This window comes from Thermolongibacillus altinsuensis, assembly GCF_004341205.1.
GTDB lineage: Bacteria > Bacillota > Bacilli > Bacillales > Anoxybacillaceae > Thermolongibacillus > Thermolongibacillus altinsuensis.
Genome location: NZ_SLUL01000003.1, coordinates 247,534 through 268,031, shown reverse-complemented (window position 1 = coordinate 268,031; position 20,498 = coordinate 247,534). Strand labels below are relative to the sequence as shown.

Sequence of the window (20,498 nt, the reverse complement as noted above, 5' to 3'; positions counted from 1 at the left end):
ACGAAGGAATGTAGGAGCGAAGGACTCCGTGAGACATGGGAGGGTACACCGCCATGAGACAAGTGGAGATCCATTGGTGCGATCATAAGGAAAAGTCCTCCATTTTCAAAAAATTGGATGATGGAGTTTGTTCCACTACATTCTATCTATCCAAAAATTTATAAATATTCAATATCTATCCTTATTTCTGATGTCTACAAAACGTCTATGTTCATGAAAATCGAAGAAATTCAAAGAAAAAACGAGAAAATCGTTATTTTATAGAGGGAGGAATTTATTATGCTTTATATCCCACTACGTTCAGATAAAACATTTTTGAGGAAACACATGTTTTTAAAGTAGAAAATACTTTATATCCCACTACGTTCAGATAAAACAGAGATTGACAACACCAGACAGCGAGAACACAAAACACTTTATATCCCACTACGTTCAGATAAAACAAGACCCCCAAATCAAGAGACTCAAATTGAAATGGACTGCTCTTTATATCCCACTACGTTCAGATAAAACTTTATTGTAAACTTCGTCGGGCGGTATGTGATGGCGTCTTTATATCCCACTACGTTCAGATAAAACCAAGAACGGCGAAGAGCGCGCCATGAACATCTTTCCTCTTTATATCCCACTACGTTCAGATAAAACAAAAGGTTGAGAACATCGCTAAATTGATTCGCAACTCTTTATATCCCACTACGTTCAGATAAAACGGCGAAGAATAGCCCGTGCTATCGAAAAGAACGACTTTCTTTATATCCCACTACGTTCAGATAAAACCGAATGTCTGCGTACTCTTTTCCCACACGGTTGCGGCTTTATATCCCACTACGTTCAGATAAAACACGGCACACCTGCTTTTTCACAGATTGCTCTCATGCGGCTTTATATCCCACTACGTTCAGATAAAACTTCCTGTGAATTCCACTTGCCACAAAGCATGAGTGGCTCTTTATATCCCACTACGTTCAGATAAAACAAGCTTTACAATTTAGCGCAAAATTACGCGCAATTGACTTTATATCCCACTACGTTCAGATAAAACCTTTTATAATTTAGTTTTGTTTTAATCCTCAACCGCTTTATATCCCACTACGTTCAGATAAAACGGATAGATTCATTACATCACTCCTTTTATTATATTTCTTTATATCCCACTACGTTCAGATAAAACGACCGACATCGAGAAAACAGCGCGCGATTATTACATCTTTATATCCCACTACGTTCAGATAAAACTTGGGGAGGCGAAACGGTGTTTTGTAATCCCCCTTACTTTATATCCCACTACGTTCAGATAAAACGAGAATACAACAGAAATAGTAGAAGTAGTAGAAAACTTTATATCCCACTACGTTCAGATAAAACAGCGCATTGGCAATCTTGATAAGCGACTCAATACTCTTTATATCCCACTACGTTCAGATAAAACTTCTGTTCGTATCCTATCTTGTGTATCATGGTATATCTTTATATCCCACTACGTTCAGATAAAACTCATTTTCGTTCGTGTGACCATCTCGGCGTAAACTTCTTTATATCCCACTACGTTCAGATAAAACGCAACGTCTGCGGATTTCCATCTACATATGGTTGTAAAACCTCCTTTATATCCCACTACGTTCAGATAAAACTTGAGTCATGAGGGAAGGAGTGGGAAAGTGTTACTATACTTTATATCCCACTACGTTCAGATAAAACTCATCGGGTTAGCAAGCATAGCGGTGTTTAATCCCCATCTTTATATCCCACTACGTTCAGATAAAACCTTTTTATTGAGATAATATACATGTTCGTTTAATTCTTTATATCCCACTACGTTCAGATAAAACGAAACGACTTTATCACCGAATTTGAGGTGATCTGACTTTATATCCCACTACGTTCAGATAAAACGCAATTGCTATTTGTTTGTAGTAATCGGCGTTTCTTTCTTTATATCCCACTACGTTCAGATAAAACTCAATAAATTCGTTCAATTTATATATTGACCATTTACTTTATATCCCACTACGTTCAGATAAAACGATACGCAATATCACGAGAAGGGTAAAGGTCTTCTTTCTTTATATCCCACTACGTTCAGATAAAACTTAAATATGATCCAGCAGTCGCTAGATACGATTGAACGCCTTTATATCCCACTACGTTCAGATAAAACACAACAGAACAACAGTACCTCTAACACATTCCGTTACGCCTTTATATCCCACTACGTTCAGATAAAACGAGGAAAAGAGAATGAGTAACGTTGTTGAAAAATATCTTCTTTATATCCCACTACGTTCAGATAAAACATGGCTAGACGTTGATTTTAAAACACAAAAAAGACGATTCTTTATATCCCACTACGTTCAGATAAAACAAAAGTACATTGAGCCGCGATGGATCTACAAGCCTAATGCTTTATATCCCACTACGTTCAGATAAAACCGACTGTTGCAGTCCCTACATCATCGAACTGTATGCTTTATATCCCACTACGTTCAGATAAAACATTGTTGCTGGCTCTGTTGCTGAAAATGTTATGGTCTTTATATCCCACTACGTTCAGATAAAACTATAGAAACGTCTGTCAATCTCAATGCCTGTTTTGTCTCTTTATATCCCACTACGTTCAGATAAAACAGAAATACAAATGTATAGAGAAATAAAAATGAACGATTACTTTATATCCCACTACGTTCAGATAAAACAATTGCCGTTAAATGAATATAGAAAGATAAAAAATAAAACTTTATATCCCACTACGTTCAGATAAAACACGATTGGAATTATTTTCCTTTACGATCAAATATTTCTTTATATCCCACTACGTTCAGATAAAACGAACAAAAAAGAGTCTAGCGCGCTGATCGTTTTTGATGCTTTATATCCCACTACGTTCAGATAAAACCGTGAAATGCGGACATAAAATTGAGATTCCTTTTTAGCGCTTTATATCCCACTACGTTCAGATAAAACAATGCGGCTTTTGAGTGGGTTAGAACAGCGAAGTTTACTTTATATCCCACTACGTTCAGATAAAACTTCATCAACAATCAAAACCTTCGTCTCCGACCTATCTAGCTTTATATCCCACTACGTTCAGATAAAACGATATCGTTATGGTTTGCTAACGATTTTAATTTTTCAACTTTATATCCCACTACGTTCAGATAAAACCATATCATACGAGTAAGAAGTGATTTTGCGGACATTTCACTTTATATCCCACTACGTTCAGATAAAACGCGGTGAGTTCATCGAATCAGAAGCGCTGAAACTTCCAACTTTATATCCCACTACGTTCAGATAAAACTGTATTTGCTTTTGAAATGCGGATTTTCTGCTGTTTTCTTCTTTATATCCCACTACGTTCAGATAAAACTTCCCAATTTCTTTTAATTTTTGTATTTGTGTTGTAATCTTTATATCCCACTACGTTCAGATAAAACTATTGTGAATGAAATTTAACGTTTTAATCCTGAATAGCTTTATATCCCACTACGTTCAGATAAAACCATTGGTTTGAATGGCATGAAAAACGTGGTCGACATCTTTATATCCCACTACGTTCAGATAAAACGTGTTTTTATTAGTTGTATGCATTTATCATATAGTACCTTTATATCCCACTACGTTCAGATAAAACTTGTCCAATATTTCAACTGAATTAATCGCTTGTATTCATCCTTTATATCCCACTACGTTCAGATAAAACTAAAAAAGACACAAACGCCGTCTATCACGTCATTAAAAACTTTATATCCCACTACGTTCAGATAAAACGTAGAAATACCAAAGGGATTGTTATTGAAGTTAGTCGACTTTATATCCCACTACGTTCAGATAAAACTCCACCCACTCTTTTGCAATACGCTTTTTCTTTTGCGGCTTTATATCCCACTACGTTCAGATAAAACCTGGAAATTACCTGTCGCAGGATCAAGTCGCCAAAAGTCTTTATATCCCACTACGTTCAGATAAAACCTTTTCCTATATAAGACGATAGGGTAGACATGTTCGACTCTTTATATCCCACTACGTTCAGATAAAACCCAGACTCCAGCAATATTCTCAAACCAATATATCAACTTTATATCCCACTACGTTCAGATAAAACTCTCGCTTCGCCTGTAAGCTCCCGCATCGCCTGTAAGGCGCCTTTATATCCCACTACGTTCAGATAAAACTCTTCATTCTAGGCAATTTATTAATGTCAATTCTTTCTTTATATCCCACTACGTTCAGATAAAACTTCGACCATATACGGTTTTGCTTCGAAGAACTATTCCCTTTATATCCCACTACGTTCAGATAAAACCTTCTTATTCTATTTCCTGCCTTGGACTCTCACCAGTTTCTTTATATCCCACTACGTTCAGATAAAACGCGGTCGTGTCAAAAATTTGCGCTTTCACGTATAGGCCGCTTTATATCCCACTACGTTCAGATAAAACCGAAGAATACTCATTATTGCAATCAGCTACCCGACAATACTTTATATCCCACTACGTTCAGATAAAACCTGTCCCGTCCGCTTCGTTGATCCGTTTGATAAATTCGCCTTTATATCCCACTACGTTCAGATAAAACTTGCGAAACAGTCTATGTCTTTTACGGACTGGGCGACGATCTTTATATCCCACTACGTTCAGATAAAACGAAGCTTGAACAAGAGCATTATAATGATTCCAGAAGCTTTATATCCCACTACGTTCAGATAAAACGAGCTATATAAGAAAGTTTTGGAACCATTACGATTCTTCTTTATATCCCACTACGTTCAGATAAAACATTTGATGACTTGCTTTTAGTTGTAGTAGGCGTAGGCATCTTTATATCCCACTACGTTCAGATAAAACTCAGGATTTGGCTCAAGATTTGGCTCAGGATCAGAGTCCTTTATATCCCACTACGTTCAGATAAAACGGGTTGGGTCAAATGGAAAATTTAGAAATGATTCCTTTATATCCCACTACGTTCAGATAAAACTTAGTTGTAGAACAGATGGTTAAAGAAGTTCTTGCCCCTTTATATCCCACTACGTTCAGATAAAACGCTGACACCGGCTATGTGATTCCGAAACTTCATCTACCTTTATATCCCACTACGTTCAGATAAAACAGGTGGTGAACAACAACAATGAAAGTAGGTGTTTTCTTTATATCCCACTACGTTCAGATAAAACCTTAGATTTTCGTTTATCATCAATCGAACTAGGATTATCTTTATATCCCACTACGTTCAGATAAAACTGATTAACAACCTTATCGAGATCGAGCGGGATTTTCTTTATATCCCACTACGTTCAGATAAAACCCTGTTTTAACAACAGCACAAAATATTGATGTATCAATATTTTTCTTGAATCATTGATAACACCAACATGTTAACATTTGCAGCAAAGCGGCAGTTGTGTTTTTGCATTAGTACAAAAACAAGCGATTTTTGTTGATATATCAATCATTTTCACTTACTTCACAAAAACGATGGTTTACTGCAACTTTTAGATAAATAACTCATCAAAGTTCTTTTCTTGCCCAAACACTTGCTTTTTAATATTTTTTGGATTTGCCACTTGATAAATATAAATAGAGTCTTCCTCTTTGTCCATAATTAACTCGAGTTCATATAAGCATCTCATCAACAAACTTTTTGAAATCTCGCCTTCAAACACCGAATTTTGCGTCCACGTTAAATATTCTCTCAACTTTTTACATACTTTATTTACTCGCTTCTCTCCTACATCATAGGTAATAATAACAAACATCGCTACCACCACGCTTTCAATGGTTTGTACGGCTCGTCTCCAATAAAATGTTTAATCAGTTTATAGCACTCAAGCCTTATGAAATAGCGATAGCTTACTTTTCGCTTCAACTTGCGATGTTGGACGGAGGTCGATAATTTATCATCCCATTCCTTAATAAACTTCTTCTTTCCTTCTTCATTTAAAAAAACCATGCCCTCCATAAACTCAAAATGCTTTTTCGTAATGATCCGATTATTAATACAAGAGATAATGACAGCATCAACGATAAGCGGTTTGAAAATTTCAGCTAAATCTAAGCACAAAGAGAAACGCTTCGTCGACGGCTCATGTAAAAAACTCACCGTCGGATCGAGTTGAGTTTTGTAAATCTCAGACAAAACTGTTGTATAGCAAAGCGTATTTCCAAATGATATAAGGGCATTTAACGGATCTTGGGGAGGCTGCTTTGTTCTTTTTTCAAAAATAAAGTCGTTCTTTAAAATTGCATTAAACGATTGGTAGTAATGTTGACGGATACGTCCCTCAATGCCCATTAGTTCTTGAATCGATTTGGCTGTTTCTATTTTTTGCACTTCGATTTCTATTCGTTCTACGTATTCTTCTGTTTTCTCTTTATGTCTGCGAATATTCCGTAACATATGATGAACCGCACTTCGCAAAAACGCTTTAGCCACATATAAGCGCTTTTCTAAATCGAGATAATGAGCACTTTGCTGAACAACTGTAAAACCAGACGCCTTTTTATTCCGCGGACAAAACGTTCCAGCATAAAATCCGTAATAGTTAAAAATGTGTAAATGAATATCATGTTGGCTCAAAAAATTTAACAAAGATGAATTTAAGTCGACCTCTCCAAACACATAAAGATTATCCGTTTGATGAACTGAAAGACTCTTCTTATTTTCTTCTTGGTCAAAAAAATAAATTGTATTATCTTTCCTCTTTAATCTTCCGTTTGAAAAAATATAGTGGTCGCGCAACATTTATTCATCACCTTCTAACGCGTAGCAAAATTCATAATACGCACATTTTGAGCAGTACGGCAGTTTCTTTAGAGATGGCGGATGGGGTTGTTGCAAAATTGCGTGTATCTCCTTTATCGCCTTTTCAATCGCTTTTTCGTCTTTTTCTGTCAGCTCAACTTCTTCGATTTTCCGCTCTTTTGTATAGCTAATTAACCCTTTTTTGATAATACCGCGCTTTTTCAACTCATATAAGTAATACAGCATTTGAAAGCGGTCAGCGTCAGACATTTTACTTGAAATTTTGATTTCACGAACATACTCTCCATCTAACGCATCGAGTTTAAATGTATTATCGACTAAAATTTCACGTTCTTCTAATCGTGGATAAGCCCTTTCATGAAGAATTTTTCCTTCGACTACGCGTTCATGCTCGTTTTCCATGGTTATTCCTTTTGTAAATAGCCACAGCTTTCGCTTGCACACCTTATAATATTGCATTTGTACTCCACTCACCATAAACGGTCCATCTCCTCTAGTAAAAGGTAGATAGCGGGGTATCCAGCAAAATTCCCTTGCCTCTTAATTGTTCTCGGTCAAAATCATATTGAACATCAATGATATAAATATAATCAAAAGGTTTCGGCAGCCGCTCCGATACATACTTTTCCGCAACAAAACGATTGACGCTCACTGTTTTACCTTCAATTTCCATTCTCAAACGAAGCCGTTCTTTAAAATTTCGACAAGCGGTATAAGTGTCGAACATGTCTACGATTTGATCATAAATGCGACGTGGCATGACTTGAATATTTTGGATATCTCGCAATTTTTGTTGTGCTTCTTTCTTATTCATTCCATATGGATCCAAGTTATCAAACATATCTAGGGCAGCTTCGAATTCTTGTAAAAACGTTGTTCCTATTAGCCGTTTTCGTTCGTACAGTTGTTTCACCATCTCCACTTTTGCACGTTCATCAAGAATTTGACCATGGTACGGTTGCAGTAGTTTTATACTCTCATTAACTAGATGCTCGTTATATACATTCGGTATACCGGAAATGTTTTCTGTAAAAATATGAACATTACACTTTTCACTATTTAAAATGCGTTTGCGATAACAGCGCCCAAGCCGCTGAAACAAGCTGTCGAGTGTGGACATCTCCGTAAATAAATAATCAAAGTCAATATCGATACTCGCTTCTACAAGCTGCGTCGTAATCCAAATTCCCTTCTCCTTGTTATCATTAAATTCTTTAATTCTTCGTTCTAATCGTTGTCGATCTTCTTGTGTAAATTGAGAATGAAGCAAATAAACCGAAATATTTTGTTCATTTTCGGATAATTCCTTATATAACTCTATGGCACGACGCACGGTATTGACGATGACGAGTACTTGGGACGTTTGCGCAAAGGTGATCATGTCTTTGATTCCATCCGTAATCTCTCTGCAATGAAGTTGAATACGATGACGATGTTGTCTTACATCAATAAATTCGCCAAATGCGTGATCCGTTTCAGCAATAATGTTCCTTTTCTTTAATTCGTCGAGGTACAATGTTGGTAATGTAGCTGTCATAATCATAAATTGACCGCCAACTTGATGAATCATTTCCAACGCCTTAATGAGCATGGCGGCGATTTTTGGATCGTATGCTTGAATTTCATCAATGACGATTTTCGCATTCGCCATGGTTGCTAATTCCTTTTCAAAACCGCGATAATAAAATGGAAACTTTAAAATTTGGTCAATTGTTGTCATAAGCAGCTTCATCGATAGTTGTTGAGATTGCTGTTTAACTACTTCCCAGTTTTCTTCGCCTTTTTCCGCCAAATAATGAACACTCGTGGAATGCAATAGTCCAACCGCATCGTATTTCATTTTTTCTCTAATTCTTTCGTAAATTGCGTTAATACTAACCCGAAGCGGCAATGTAAAAAACGCTTTATCATCGCCGATCCATAAAAGAGCCGCTTCCGTTTTTCCCATACCTGTTTGTGCAATAGCAATCACATTTTTCTTTTGGTTTGCCTCTGCAAACTGTTGCAATTCGTTTTTCTTAAATCCTTGCCTCTCCATATAGCGATTGACGCTTAGGCCGACCGACTTATGAATATCCATTTCCACTGGGATATGAGCAGATGCTGCATGATCTAAACGGTGCAGGATTCCTTTTAACAATACATACTTCCAAAACTGTTCTCCATCATGAATGGTGTAACGCTTTAATAAACGGTCGACAAATCGATATGATAGTTTTTCCGTCATAGGTAATTTCATATGCTCCGAAATTTTATTAAGTTGATTTTTAATATCTGTTTCAAAAACATGACGAATCATCTCCTTATCGGGAAGTTTATCTCGTTCATGATGATAGCCAACAGCATGAATGAGTAAACGGCTCTCTTCTTTCGTAAGATTTAGCGATGAGAATGGAATCATTCCGACTGATAAATAATTGTGCGGTACATCGACATCGCAATCTGTTTCAAAAATGTTTTCACGAATGGCATGGCGTATTTTATTTTGAAATACAGTATTCGCTTTTCCGACATCATGATATTCTACAGCAAGATGAAGCAATTCCCACATTCTTTCATCAAAGTGCACGAGTTTATGCCCGTAACTCGTTTTTAATAACTCCAAATTATAAAGAAGACGATCCGTATGTTCACGAATCGTCTCTTTTGTTTCTGACTTTGCATAGAAGGTCATTGTCACACCCCGCAATACTACAAGTGATAAAACACAAGTTTCCCATCTTCATCTACTAAAGTGCCTTCAGGAGCTGTCGTTCCTTTTAATACATATCCAACGTGGACCGTTTCCCATTGACGAATGCCGTTAACAACCTCGTATTTCCAATTTAATTGGTAAGGAATATTTCTTGTTTCTTCATCAAGCAACTGCTTTGGAATATAGGCATTGTAGTGTAATTCTTTTTCTTCATCAAGTTCACTGACATGAACAAACTTATACTCATCAATTCTGACTAAATCTTCCCAACGTCCCAAACTATAATGACAATTACCTCTTTCAATCGCTTGAACCATTTTTTCAAGAACATCTTGTTCCGCATCTATATGAATAAGTAACTCGACATGATAAAGAAGATGGGTATACATCGGCATTGTCGTAATTTCGTTTTTATCATAAGAAAAATTTAGATTGCGAATCCCGTCTAATACAAGTGGAAAACTTGTCATTTCTTTCTTCTTAAAAAAATAGTGCCTCTGATAATCAAGTAACTTTGCTTCATACTGTCCTTGAATGCTAAGGCGCATCGGAATAAATTCATTCGCATTCATAAGCGCATGCAACATCCCCTTTACCGTTGAATACGGCGGTAATGGGTAAGTTTCCGCTACTTTGGAAGCAAATGGCTTTTTATAACAGGCTGTTTCCTGAAACAACTTCAAACGCAGTGCTCTCATATTTATACACCGTAATATTCTTGAATTTGTTTTGAAAGGTATTGGAAAAATTGTTCAATTGACAATACTTTATCGGCAAATAAATCCGAAAACTCCCCTTCATTCGCAAAAATGCCGCTTAAGAAACCGATGCGCGTTTGTTCACCAATGGCTTGTCCAGCAAATGTTTGTTCCATTGTTTCTGAAATCGGTTTGGTTTGAATGGCCCATCCTTGTGTTGTAGAAATAAGCTTAATTTTTCCAAGGAAAAATGGATTAGCAACATGATAAACGCCACCGATCATAAATAACGGAGATAAATTCTCTTGGCGACCGCGAATGTTGCGATTTAATACTTTTAAAATATCGAGCAACTGTTGTACCCGTTTTGCTTTTTCATCATTAGGAAGGACAATTTCCCCGTCAACACCGACACGACTTAAATCAATCGTCAATGTGTATGTGTAAAAACTATGATGCTGTTCAATGTTTGCAAGGTTGGCATCCTGACCAATGCGACTTGCGAGTCCCATGTTGTTTAAAAACTCTAAATCGCTTTTATATGGTTCAAGTGAGATCGCATGACTTAATCGCACAACTGCTGGACGCTTTTGTGAGTTTTTATCTGTTTTCAAATAGCCAAACAAATCCATTTCGACGGAATCTTCAATTGTTACGTCTTTCTTAAATTGAACCACTCCGCTCGCTTTATCGACCGTGTTTAAATTCCAATTGAACAACTCATTCCCTAAACGCACAATATCATATCGGATACTTTGTCGCGATGCATACGTGTATACTTCCCCGTTGCCGCGATGGAATTTTTTTAATTCAGAAATGTTTGCAATTCCTTCTCCATAGTTTAACGAATTCGCTTGAAACACAACGGTCATGGACAATGCTTTTGTCATGATACAACGTCCTCCTGTTCTTCTTTAAAGTTAGTAGATAATAATCCGGAAATGAATGCGTTTGCAACAGTAGAAAAATCTAAGTCCCTCTCATGTAAAGCATTTAAAAAAATAGGTGCAATCGGTCGATCAACCGACATGTGTATGCGAAGAAGCGCATCCATAAAGCTCTCTTTATTTCCTGCCTTCGCTGCATTCAGCAGACGATACGCAATGCTCATTACTTTTTTGTCCGAACCGTTTGCCGCTTGCATGAAAGCTGCACGAATCTCTTGACCACTTCGAAACAATGCACTGACTCGTTTATCTGTACTTGACATATCTTTCACTCCTTTTTTCAACTGCATAATTCGATTCCTTTCCCGAACAGCGATGTATGGGCCGATATGTGAATATCCTTTTTCAATGCAATAACGCAAATATTTATAAATGACAATAGCAGGGTCTGCGCCGCGCAGAACATATTGAACAAAATGTTCACGGTATTCATAAGGTTGAATATAATCCAACTTATTACCGTACTGTCGAAAATAGTGAGCTAAATACAATGGCAAATGATAATAATGCAAGTGGGTTTTTTTGCTGTCATAGTCAGAGGAAAACTCCAAGAAAAATAAATGATCTGTTACATACTGCGCTTCTTTTGTTACGCTTTGCACTAGTTTGCTAACAATCTGGTCAAACGGTTCTTTCTGTTGTTTTAATTGCTTAAAATGATTATTTTTTTGTAAAATTTCCGAGAAAGTAGCATCCGTTTGGACAAATCCAGCATAAGTGCGATACTCACTTTGTTCATCGAATCCTTCTTTTTTCAAGTAGATGGCCGCTCCTGCGGGTGCAAAAAATAACACCAATTTCGCCAAAGAACAAATCGGTTTAGGCTGTCGATCTTCAAGATTCCAGTTAAAATTGAACGCATTATTCTTTGCTACTCCGATTGGTGAGAACACCATTTCCTCAAAGTTGTAAAAGGCAACATGATCAGACAAAAGCAGACATTTGTTCATTATGTTCTTCGCATCAGACTGAATATCTTCTAGTGTTTTTGCTTTCCATGCCTTTTTTAAAGCTCTAAAAGGCTGATAATTTTTATGATCATCCAAAAACGTCATAATTTCCTCGGAAGACTGTGCGCTCGCTAACACTTGTTCAAATCTTAAATCATAAAATGCCGGTGTAACATAATCCTTTTGAAATTCTTCGATATGTCCTTCTAAATCTAGGCTGTTTTTAGACACATTCAGAAAAGAAACTTGTCCAAAAAACGATTTTAATATCGCCGCTTTAAAATAATTGAGAGTAAGCTTCTCGTTAATTTTTGGTTCATGAATAATGGCTTGAAAGGTATTCACGCAAGCTACTAAATCATTCAAATTCTCGTATTTTTTTATTAGCTTTAACGTTTCTAAAACATTTTCTAATTGTTCGTGAGAAAAATACTTGAGTGCTTTTTTTCCTGTGTTGTTCATCGTTTCTTTGATGGTTGATAAGGCATATTTAAATTGCTCCTCTTTTTGTGCCTGCTTTATGTAAAGCTGTAATTTCTCACATTCTCGTTTCGCGACACTATATTCATCGAGCAAGTACAAAAAATACGCTTTCGGCAACTGTGGAAGCACGTTAATGTCGAGCTCTAATCCCCACGGTTGAACAACGATGCTGTTTTTGTACTGAGGAGCAATGATTTCATGTTTAAGTCCGTACTCAAACACTCGGTAAAGTCCGACGAGTCCCATTGTAATCATCCATTCTCCCATACGAAGTTCTACTTTCATCCCCTCACCTCCTCAACCTCAAGCTGTCCAAAACCTTGATTACGCCTTTTTGACAGACCAAGCTGGTACAATAATTGTAAATCTTCAGGATGTCCTTGAACGATAAATTGTCCATGATATGCAGTAAAATATAGATAACAATTGTCTCCTTTTTCTTCTGCAAACTGATGATTCGATTCTTTTACCACTATTTTCTTATAACGTAACGGACGAACGGAAAGAGGACTTTGCAATCCTTTCCCTCGATACTCAAATAAAATGAGGTTTGCTAAATAATTCAAATGCTTTGGATAATCAACTTGATCTGGTGAAACAGGGGCACCATGTTCGTCCTCAACTAATATCGGGGACAACGTTCGAAAAACAACTGTTGAACTTCGAAACTGCTTTTCTTTCAACAATCGAACATTTTCTTTTCTAAACTCGTATTCTTTATAAAAAAATGTTTTTTTCTGCTGTAGCCCATTATATAAATGCATTAAAAATTCATAGTCTGGAGAGCTAAACGTAACATTCATCCCATCTAAATGTATTTCATCGCCCATAATCTTAAAGTTTTTTAAGTAAACAGAAAAAACAAAAGGCTTTGTTTTTTGTCTTTTTTCAGAATAAAAATAGTTGCAGTATTCCTGATTCGATGTTCGTAACGCCTCCTTAATGATTGATACAATTGCCATTCGATAACAAATAGGAATTTTGCTTACGCGAAAAAAACAAGAAAACCTCATAAAATCCCTCCTAATATAAGAAAAATATACCATGAAAAAGTAGAATTATAAACAAAAAAGTAAGATTTTGGAGAAAAATGCAACAAAAAAAACCAAGCGTTCCTGTTTACGCTTGGTTTATTTTGCTTCTACGCTCACTTCAGCTGTAATAACTAACGCAATCGTTGCTGTAATAACTAGCGCCATGGTAATCGCAAACATCGCTTTTTCCTCCCTTTTCCCTCTTTTCTTTTATTGTACATGGAGGAGAAAGCGTTTGCGGCAGGCATTTTTGAACAATTTGTTACAATGTCATTGAATCGTCTTCATCTTTTAACACGCGAACATATGTGAAGGAGCGATTCAAAAAATAAAGCGAAACACCCAAAAATAGTCCAACAATGATCAGGACAAACGGTTTTTGTTCCGCTGCTAAAGCACCTGGAATAATCGTGCCGAGATAAAGCAATGCGCTTAACGCAAGCAAAACGACACTATATGTTTGATAATCATTTGCTTTGTCTCGCAAATCTTTTTTCTCTTTTTCGCTCATATGGATTCCCCACTTCCCTCACTTCTTTTCTCAATGTATCACAGCGAGGGAAGAAGTGGGGAATGTAATTTATGCCAATGCTTGCGCTAAATCTTCAAGCAAATCTTCGACATCTTCTAAACCGACAGAAATGCGGACAAGTCCATCGGTAATGCCAAGTTCTTCACGGCGTTCTTTTGGAATAGAGGCGTGCGTCATTTTCGCTGGAAGCGAAATTAAGCTTTCGACTGCCCCTAAGCTTTCCGCAAGCGTGAAGTAGCGAACACGCGCTAATAATTGTTCCGCTTTTTCGCCGCTTCCGACGTCGAACGAAACCATGCCGCCAAAGCCGCGCATTTGTTTTTTGGCGATTTCATGATTTGGATGTGATGGCAATCCTGGATAATACACCTTTTTCACAGCAGGGTGCTGAACGAGAAACTCGACAATTTTTCGCGTATTCGCCTCGTGTTCTTCCATGCGAATGCCTAACGTTTTTATGCCGCGCATTAACAGCCATGAATCATGCGGCCCGAGAATGCCGCCTGTTGAGTTTTGAATAAAATGTAAATCGTTCGCTAGTTGTTCTGAATCAACGACAACAAGACCCGCAACGACATCGCTGTGTCCGCCTAAATATTTCGTTGCGCTATGAAGGACAATGTTGGCGCCGAGCGCAAGCGGTGTTTGCCAATATGGCGTGCTAAATGTATTGTCGACAATGAGCAATAACCCGCGCTCTTTTGCCAGTTTCGCCGCTTGTTCAAGGTCAGTGATTTTTAACAGCGGATTCGTTGGCGTTTCAATGTAAATCGCTTTTGTGTTTGGACGAATGTTTGCTTCGATATTGGCGATGTCGCTTGTATCGACAAACGTTGCTTCAAGCCCTAAACGATTGAGCACTTTTGTCATGACGCGATACGTTCCGCCATACACATCGTCCGTTAAAATGACGTGATCGCCGCTGTTAAAGAGCATCATAACCGCGGTAATCGCTGCCATGCCTGAACTGAACGCAAATCCTGCATAACCTTCTTCAACGTCTTTAATGAGCTCTTCTAATGCATGGCGAGTCGGGTTGCCTGTTCGCGAATATTCATATCCTTTATGTTTTCCGACTCCTTCTTGTTTGTACGTGCTTACTTGGTAGATCGGTACAGACACCGCGCCTGTATGCGGATCGCCGGAAATGCCGCCATGAATGAGTTTTGTTTTTCGACGCACCTTATATCCCACCTTCATAAATGTTTTTGCTTAAATAACGTTCGCTGCTGTCTGGAAAAATCACGACGATGTTTGTTCCTTTTGGCGCTTGTTCCGCCTCAATCATCGCCGCATGGAATGCCGCGCCTGATGAACTGCCGACAAGCAATCCTTCTTTTTGTGCCAGCTCTTTCACGCGGCGAAACGCATCTTCATCTTTAATCGTATGAATCGCATCGAAATACGAAGGATCCATATATTCAGGCAAAAATTCCATCCCAATGCCTTCCGTTTTGTGCGGTCCCGGCTCGCCGCCGTTCAAAATGGAGCCTTCTGGTTCCACAATGACCGTTTTAATCGCCTTGTTTTTCTCCTTTAAAAATTGAGCCGTTCCCATAAACGTTCCGCCCGAACCTGCTCCGGCAACAAATATATCAATTTTTCCGTCTAATTGTTCCCAAAGCTCTGGACCGAGCGTTTTGTAATAAGTTCGCGGATTCGCTGGATTGCTGAATTGTTGCGGGCAGTAGGAGTTTGGAATTTCTTTTACAAGCTCTTGCGCTTTGCGAATCGCTCCTTGCATTCCTTCGCTTGTCGGCGTGTTGATGATCGTTGCTCCAAGCGCCTTCATGAGCTGTTGTTTTTCGACACTAAACTTTTCAGGAACGCAAAAAATCACGTTAATGTTTTTCCCAATCGCCGCTAGCGCTAAGCCGATTCCTGTATTTCCTGCCGTCGGTTCAATAATCGTTCCGCCTTCTTTTAGCTTTCCGCTCTCAAGCGCATCCCGCAATAATTCTTGGCCGAGGCGGTCTTTAATGCTGCCGCCTGGGTTAAAATATTCCAGCTTCGCAAACAAACGAACGCCCTCTGGAAGAGGAAATTGCGTAATCTCAACGATTGGCGTTTTTCCGACTAATTCATGAACGCTCTTCGCTACTTTCATGTTGTCACTCCTTTTATGATATGCAAAAAGGAGAGAGCATTCCCTCTCCTATGAACGTTTTAACTCGTTGACCATCGCTTGCACGAGCTGTGAAGAATGAAGCGCTGCTTTATGCAAAAACTGTTCAAAAGAAACGTTCGATTCTTTGCCGGCAATATCGGAAAGCGCGCGAATAATCACAAATGGAACGCCGAATTGGAAGCATACTTGCGCAATCGCTGCCGCTTCCATTTCCACGGCATATAACTCTGGAATTTGCTTGCGAACGAATTCGACGCGCGCAGGATCGTTCATAAACGAATCGCCTGTCGCAATCAATCCTTTTGCAACTTGAACATCACGAATTTGTTCTGCACTTTTTTCTGCTATTTCAATCAATTTCTCATCAGCCGCATAGCGAGCAGGCATGCCCGGCACTTGCCCGTATGCGTATCCAAATGCCGTTACATCCACATCGTGATGAACAACTTCTGTCGAGATGACAATATCGCCAACGTTTAGTGATGATAAAAATCCTCCCGCTGAACCTGTATTGATTACAACATCTGGCTTAAATCGCTCAAGCAAAATCGTTGTCGACATCGCCGCATTGACTTTTCCAATTCCTGACTTTAATAAAATGACGTCAACGCCGTCTAATGTCCCTGTAGAAAATTGACAATTGGCAATCGTCGTTTCTTGACGATCGGCTATCTTTTCACGTAAGATGGCAACTTCTTCTTCCATCGCCCCAATAATTGCTACTTTCATCATTTCGACCTCTTTCAATTATTGTTTGACAGCCTCCATTAACCAAACGAAGCGGTTAAGCGATGTAAATGTAACAGAAAAACCGTGTTTTGTAAACATTTTTTCAAGCGCTGGCAACGTTGTATAATACTCGCGCTCTAAATCTTCAGCTAATTGATAAAAACCGCGTTCTTTCGCCTCGATAATCATTTGCTTAAACGCTTCTTGATCGGCAAAGGCTGTATCAGCAAACACTATTTTACCACCTTTGCACAGCAACTTTCCATACTTGCCAATCGCTTGTTCTTTTTCTTCATCGGTCAAATGATGGAACGCATATGTGCTGACAATCGTGTCGATTGGTTCATCTGGCAATGGAAAGTTTAAAAAGTCGCCATCTTGAATCGAAACGCTGTCTCCTAGCTTTTCAAGCGCTTTTTCGCGCATCGGTGCAGAAGGATCAATTCCATACACTTTTTTTCCTCTTTCAAGCAGCTTTTTCGTTAAATTTCCTGTTCCGACTCCAAATTCTAATACAACGTTTCCAGCCTTTTCAGCAACTGTATTTAAAATGTCATCATATCGCTCAAACACTTCACGATATTCATCGTCGTGTCCGCTTACAGATTGATCATATGAATCTGCCCATGTTGTAAATAAGTCAACAAATTCTCTTCCCATGTTGTCACGCTCCAATAATTTTTATAATTCCTATAAGTATACTATGAATTAAAACTAAAGCTGTTCTTAATCTATCATAACTTTTTCTTTTCTTCAATTGAAATGTGTTAGACTATATAGATTCAAGTTGAGTTTCCGACATATCTCATCATGAATAGAAGACCGCTTTTCTGTCATTCCCTGAATGAAAACACCACTTCCATTGATGTAAAACCATGCGCCAAAAGGAGGTAAGACGATGAATTTGTCATTTGACTTAATTGAAGATAAAATTGAGTTTTTTGAAGCAGACGATTTAGCAACGTTGGAGAAAAAAATTAACGAGCAAATTGAACATAATAAAGCCATTTTGCTTGAGGTGCATCACGTTTCTCATCAAATGCATGTAGCGGAAAACGGACAGCGTTTTTACAGCGCGGTCGTCCATTTTAAAGCAAAAAAACGATAAAAGAGCGCCATATAAGGCGCTCTACTCGCGATTTCTTAATTGTTGAACTTTTGTCGGTTTCCATCCTTGCTCCGTGACCCATTCAATAAATACTTTGTAATGTTCGCTTTGATCTTTTGTTGAAATCGTTGCGACCGCTTTATTCGGTCCATTGTTTCCAATAAACCAAACAATCATGTCCGAAGAAGGAATTCCTGTCGCATAGCTAATCGCGTCAATCATTTCTTTCCAATCGACGGAGTTTTCATCAAAGGTTGTCACGTGTGGTTCTGTTTGCGTTGTTCCGATCGGCTCCCATGACGGATTGACGATCTCGCGAATGACGTTCGAATTCGGATCATCGATCGTGATTTCTTCTACCTCTTGTTCTTCCGCTTCTTCATCTTTCTCTTCATCTTTCTCTTCATCTTCTTGTTTCTGTCCAATTTCAAACTCATCTTCATTTTTTGTCATTTGTTCGACAGTCGCTTTTTCTTCTGTGGCTGTTTTTTCTACACGGTGCTCATCCGAAAAAAACAACTTCCATCCGAAAAATAAAATAAGCGCAAATACAAAAGTGATCAATGTATTTAAAATACGATTTACTTTTCTCTGTTTCGATCTTTGTGCAAAGCGGCTGTTTGTTTTCGTCTGTTTCACCGTTCATCCCTTCCTTTCTCTTGAAGCTGATCCAACTCATAAATGGCGCGGACAATATCAGCAAAAACCGCATTGGTCACCGCCTTAGCCGACTCTGTTTCTAATTGTACCACAACAAGCGCATATTTCGGTTGTTCACTTGGAAAATAGCCCGCAAACCATTTATTAACAATCTCTTTCCGGCCTGTTTCAGCCGTTCCTGATTTTCCTGCAACGGAATATGGCAATGATTGAAAGGCTCGACCTGTTCCGCGTTGATGTTGAACAACCTCGCGCAACAGCTGCTGCAATTGTTCGATCGTATCACGCTGCAACGTTTCATCGGTCAATGTTTGTTCTTGAAATTCAAAAAAGGTCGTCCCATTTTTATACATCATTTTCTTTGCTGCACGCACTTGCTTCACTTCTCCCCCTCGGGCGATCGTTGCCATCATATTGGCAACCGCTAGCGGGGAAAGGCGAACATCTTTCTGTCCGATTGCGGTTTGCGCGATTGCAAGCGGAACTTTTTGATCCTGCTCATTTGCCCAAATCGTTCCTTTCTTTTCTTCGGACAGCGGACGAAAATCATGAAAATGATACACACGGCCATTCCAACCGACAAGAGAAAAAACGCCTAATTTTTTAGCATATTGCTCCAATATATCGTTTTCTTTTTGCACAAGCTCTTTTCCTAATATTCCAAACGTATTGTTGCAGCTAACCGCAAAGCTATCTTTAAACGAAAGAAATGAATCATCATCCTCATCATTAGGTTCGCCGTTAATTTTTTTGCTGCAGTCAAAGGTTCGTTCAGATGGCACAAGCCCTTTTTCAATAGCAGCCGCAGCAACAACCACTTTAAAAATGGAACCGGGAATTTGCGGGAGCAATGCTTGATTTTCAGCGGCACCATCTTTGTAAGGATCGTCCTCATCCATTTCCGGTACGCTCATGAGCGCCAAAATATCGCTCGTTTGTACATCAAGCAAAACAACGGCCCCTTTCTCCATGCCATGCATTCGTACAATATCTTCAACTTCCGCTTGCAATGAACGATCCATCGTCGTTTGAATGGTAATGGGATAAAAAGGATTCGCCTGTTCCATATATTTCACATCCATTCCAAATAGCGGTTCCCCGCTTCCATCCACATGGTAAAGCAGCTTCGTTTCTCCATCTTGAATTAAAAATTCATCAAAAGCACTTTGTAGTCCAGAGACCCCAATTTTTGTTTTCGCCGATAATTTTTTATCGGGATAGCGCTGCTGGAATAATGTTTGATTTTCTCCGAGCAACCCGATGAGATGTTGGGCATATTTTCGCTCAAGCGGGTATTGTTTCTTGACAGCCATCACTCCTGGAATGCGCAAATCGTTAATTTTTTTCATTTGCCGTTCCGTTAAGCGAAACGGCTGCTCGTTTACGAACAAAATAAATGGCGCTTTTGCCTCATGAAGCTGATCGATGATCGTTTGCTTCGAAATAGACAAAACGGTTGCCACTTCTTCTATTGGCCAATCGATTTTCTTTAAAAACGGGAATAAAACTAAACTTGGGATATAGTCATACGTTAACGGTTGTTCGTTTCGATCAACGAACATTCCTCGACCGTCATCAATGATCATTTGCTGTGTCCGCTGCTCGACACTTGCTTCAATTAAGTTCATTCCATGAAACGATTCTGTGCTCACAAGCTGAAGCTGAACAAGCCGCCCAAGCAAGAGAAAAAACATCATTTGTATGATGAATAAAACAAACAACATTCGCTTTTTGGTCATAAAAAACACCTCGTCTTCATTGTCGACGAGGTGTTA

At 38.6% G+C, this 20,498-nt stretch carries 16 protein-coding genes and 1 CRISPR repeat array; of the genes, 1 reads left to right on the top strand and 15 read right to left on the bottom strand.

The window, feature by feature from the left end; genetic code table 11:
- Nucleotides 1–282: 282 nt before the first annotated feature.
- Nucleotides 283–5,301: a CRISPR direct-repeat array (repeat unit 29 nt; unit sequence CTTTATATCCCACTACGTTCAGATAAAAC).
- Between the two features lie 187 nt (nucleotides 5,302–5,488).
- From cas2 to EDD69_RS04135, 13 genes are all read right to left on the bottom strand, one after another.
- Nucleotides 5,489–5,752, bottom strand: a complete 264-nt coding sequence (gene cas2 / locus EDD69_RS04195; protein ID WP_132947706.1) for a CRISPR-associated endonuclease Cas2 — start codon at nucleotides 5,750–5,752, stop codon at nucleotides 5,489–5,491.
- A gap of 2 nt (nucleotides 5,753–5,754) precedes the next feature.
- Complete coding sequence (gene cas1b / locus EDD69_RS04190; protein ID WP_132947705.1) at nucleotides 5,755–6,738, bottom strand: type I-B CRISPR-associated endonuclease Cas1b; 984 nt, start codon at nucleotides 6,736–6,738, stop codon at nucleotides 5,755–5,757.
- Nucleotides 6,739–7,236, bottom strand: coding sequence for a CRISPR-associated protein Cas4 (gene cas4 / locus EDD69_RS04185; RefSeq protein ID WP_132947704.1), 498 nt, complete (start codon nucleotides 7,234–7,236; stop codon nucleotides 6,739–6,741).
- Between the two features lie 16 nt (nucleotides 7,237–7,252).
- Nucleotides 7,253–9,433, bottom strand: coding sequence for a CRISPR-associated helicase Cas3' (cas3, locus tag EDD69_RS04180; RefSeq protein WP_132947703.1), 2,181 nt, complete (start codon nucleotides 9,431–9,433; stop codon nucleotides 7,253–7,255).
- 17 nt (nucleotides 9,434–9,450) lie between these two features.
- Entirely contained in the window at nucleotides 9,451–10,152 is a 702-nt protein-coding gene (gene cas5b / locus EDD69_RS04175; RefSeq protein ID WP_132947702.1) for a type I-B CRISPR-associated protein Cas5b, read from the bottom strand.
- Nucleotides 10,153–10,154: 2 nt separating this feature from the next.
- A complete protein-coding gene (gene cas7i, locus EDD69_RS04170) occupies nucleotides 10,155–11,042 on the bottom strand; it encodes a type I-B CRISPR-associated protein Cas7/Cst2/DevR (RefSeq protein WP_132947701.1) in 888 nt (295 codons plus the stop codon).
- Complete coding sequence (cas8a1, locus tag EDD69_RS04165; protein WP_132947700.1) at nucleotides 11,039–12,817, bottom strand: type I-B CRISPR-associated protein Cas8b1/Cst1; 1,779 nt, start codon at nucleotides 12,815–12,817, stop codon at nucleotides 11,039–11,041. Before cas8a1 ends, cas7i begins: the two co-directional genes overlap by 4 nt.
- Nucleotides 12,814–13,545 (bottom strand): CRISPR-associated endoribonuclease Cas6, encoded by a 732-nt coding sequence (gene cas6 / locus EDD69_RS04160; protein WP_132947699.1) that lies wholly within the window; start codon nucleotides 13,543–13,545, stop codon nucleotides 12,814–12,816. Before cas6 ends, cas8a1 begins: the two co-directional genes overlap by 4 nt.
- Before the next feature lie 283 nt (nucleotides 13,546–13,828).
- Nucleotides 13,829–14,077, bottom strand: a complete 249-nt coding sequence (locus EDD69_RS04155) for a YrhC family protein (protein WP_132947698.1) — start codon at nucleotides 14,075–14,077, stop codon at nucleotides 13,829–13,831.
- A 69-nt stretch (nucleotides 14,078–14,146) separates the two neighbouring features.
- The gene (locus EDD69_RS04150) at nucleotides 14,147–15,280 is read right to left on the bottom strand and encodes a bifunctional cystathionine gamma-lyase/homocysteine desulfhydrase (protein ID WP_132947697.1); all 1,134 of its coding nucleotides are present in this window, start codon (nucleotides 15,278–15,280) and stop codon (nucleotides 14,147–14,149) included.
- A gap of 1 nt (nucleotide 15,281) precedes the next feature.
- Nucleotides 15,282–16,205: a PLP-dependent cysteine synthase family protein gene (locus EDD69_RS04145; protein ID WP_132947696.1), complete on the bottom strand. Its 924-nt coding sequence runs from the start codon at nucleotides 16,203–16,205 to the stop codon at nucleotides 15,282–15,284.
- A 48-nt stretch (nucleotides 16,206–16,253) separates the two neighbouring features.
- Entirely contained in the window at nucleotides 16,254–16,955 is a 702-nt protein-coding gene (gene mtnN, locus EDD69_RS04140; protein ID WP_132947695.1) for a 5'-methylthioadenosine/S-adenosylhomocysteine nucleosidase, read from the bottom strand.
- Nucleotides 16,956–16,973: 18 nt separating this feature from the next.
- Entirely contained in the window at nucleotides 16,974–17,615 is a 642-nt protein-coding gene (locus EDD69_RS04135) for a class I SAM-dependent methyltransferase (protein ID WP_132947694.1), read from the bottom strand.
- A 238-nt stretch (nucleotides 17,616–17,853) separates the two neighbouring features.
- Between EDD69_RS04135 and EDD69_RS04130 the strand changes: the two genes are divergently transcribed.
- The gene (locus EDD69_RS04130; RefSeq protein WP_132947693.1) at nucleotides 17,854–18,063 is read left to right on the top strand and encodes a YrzA family protein; all 210 of its coding nucleotides are present in this window, start codon (nucleotides 17,854–17,856) and stop codon (nucleotides 18,061–18,063) included.
- Nucleotides 18,064–18,084: 21 nt separating this feature from the next.
- Here EDD69_RS04130 and EDD69_RS04125 read toward each other — a convergent pair whose 3' ends face one another.
- Both EDD69_RS04125 and EDD69_RS04120 read right to left on the bottom strand, forming a co-directional pair.
- Nucleotides 18,085–18,702: a YrrS family protein gene (locus EDD69_RS04125; protein ID WP_132947692.1), complete on the bottom strand. Its 618-nt coding sequence runs from the start codon at nucleotides 18,700–18,702 to the stop codon at nucleotides 18,085–18,087.
- Nucleotides 18,699–20,462 carry a peptidoglycan D,D-transpeptidase FtsI family protein gene (locus EDD69_RS04120; RefSeq protein WP_132947691.1) on the bottom strand — a complete coding sequence of 588 codons (1,764 nt, stop codon included), beginning with the start codon at nucleotides 20,460–20,462 and terminating at the stop codon, nucleotides 18,699–18,701. The genes EDD69_RS04125 and EDD69_RS04120 overlap by 4 nt, the downstream gene beginning before the upstream one ends.
- Nucleotides 20,463–20,498: the final 36 nt, after the last annotated feature.